The 1264-nt window shown below is 69.5% G+C and carries 1 protein-coding gene; it reads right to left on the bottom strand.

The genetic code is table 11. The annotated features are described in order from the left end of the window. Window positions 1-272: 272 nt before the first annotated feature. Entirely contained in the window at window positions 273-1151 is an 879-nt protein-coding gene (locus BN12_RS23170; RefSeq protein ID WP_048551271.1) for a tryptophan 2,3-dioxygenase, read from the bottom strand. Window positions 1152-1264: the final 113 nt, after the last annotated feature.

Raw genomic sequence — 1264 nt, 5'->3', positions numbered from 1 at the left:
CGGGGACGCCGGGGGGCCTTGGCCCACCAGCTTTATCGGGTGACCCGATAAAGCTGGTCCGGGCCGGCCACGAGTCTTCGGGGTCACCCCGGAAGACTGAGCTTCACCCGAGAAGGGAAGTCCGGTGAAGCTCAGTGTTCCGGGGTCACCCGATAAAGCGTGGACTCGGGGTTGTGGGGTGACCCGATAAAGCTGCTCGCCTCGCCCGGCCCTGCCCCTTCCGACCTGGCATGGACGGGCGTGACACGGACGGGCGCGGGCGGTCGGGGTGCTCAGGGGATCCGCGACCGGACGGCATACAGCTCGGGGAAGAAGGTGAGGTCGAGCGCGCGGCGCAGGAAGTCGACACCGCTGCTGCCGCCCGTCCCCGGCTTGTGCCCGATCGTCCGGGTGACGACCTGCAGGTGCCGGAACCGCCACTCCTGGAAGTTGTCCTCGATGTCGACGAGCTCCTCACACGTCTCGTAGACCCCCCAGTGCTCGCCGGGGGCGGCGTACACCGCGGCGAAGACGTCGACGAGCCCCTCGTGGAGAGCGGGCGGCTGGGTCGCGTCGCGGTCGAGGACGTCCTGCGGGATGGCGTAGCCGCGGCGCGACAGGTAGGCGAGGAAGACGTCGTAGAGGCTCGGCTCGTGGAGCAGCTCGTCGAGCATGTGGTGGGCCGCGTCGTCGTGGTCGAAGACCCGCACCATGTCGACGTTCTTGTTGCCGAGGAGGAACTCGACGGCGCGGTACTGGTAGCTCTGGAACCCGCTGCTCGTCGCGAGCCACGGCCGGATCTGGGCGTACTCGCTCGGCGTGAGCGTCGCGAGGACAGCCCACTGGTCGGTCAGCGTGTGCTGGATGTGCTTGACCCGTGCGAGCCGCTTGAGCGCCGGCTGCAGCTCGTCGGCCATGAGGAGTGAGCGCGCCGAGCGGAGCTCGTGGACGAGGAGCTTGAGCCACAGCTCGCTCGTCTGGTGCTGGATGATGAACAGCAGCTCGTCGTGCTGCGGCGGGTCGCTGCGCGGATGCTGCGCCGACAGGAGCCGGTCGAGGTCGAGATAGGTGCCGTAGGACAGGTCCTCGGAGAAGTCCGTGCGGATGCCCTCCTCCAGGTCGCGGCGGTTGGCGGTCCTCGTGACGGCATCGGCATCGGCATCGGACGGCATACCAGGCACTGTATGCCGCGTGCCGCCCGCGCGGTCCGGCTCGGCATCCTCCCGCCCTGGCGGTCTGGCACCCGATCGGGGCCTGTGCACCACCCCGGCCGACCGGATGGCGG

Origin of the sequence: Nostocoides japonicum T1-X7 (assembly GCF_001046855.1) — a bacterium.
GTDB classification, from domain to species: Bacteria; Actinomycetota; Actinomycetes; order Actinomycetales; family Dermatophilaceae; genus Nostocoides; species Nostocoides japonicum.
Note: the sequence above shows the minus strand (reverse complement) of the source record. Positions and strands in the feature narration are given on the sequence as shown.

Coding starts and splice junctions, on each gene's coding strand:
- BN12_RS23170 (WP_048551271.1), bottom strand. CDS start 1,151: ATGCCGTCCGATGCCGATGCCGATGCCGTCACGAGGACCGCCAACCGC.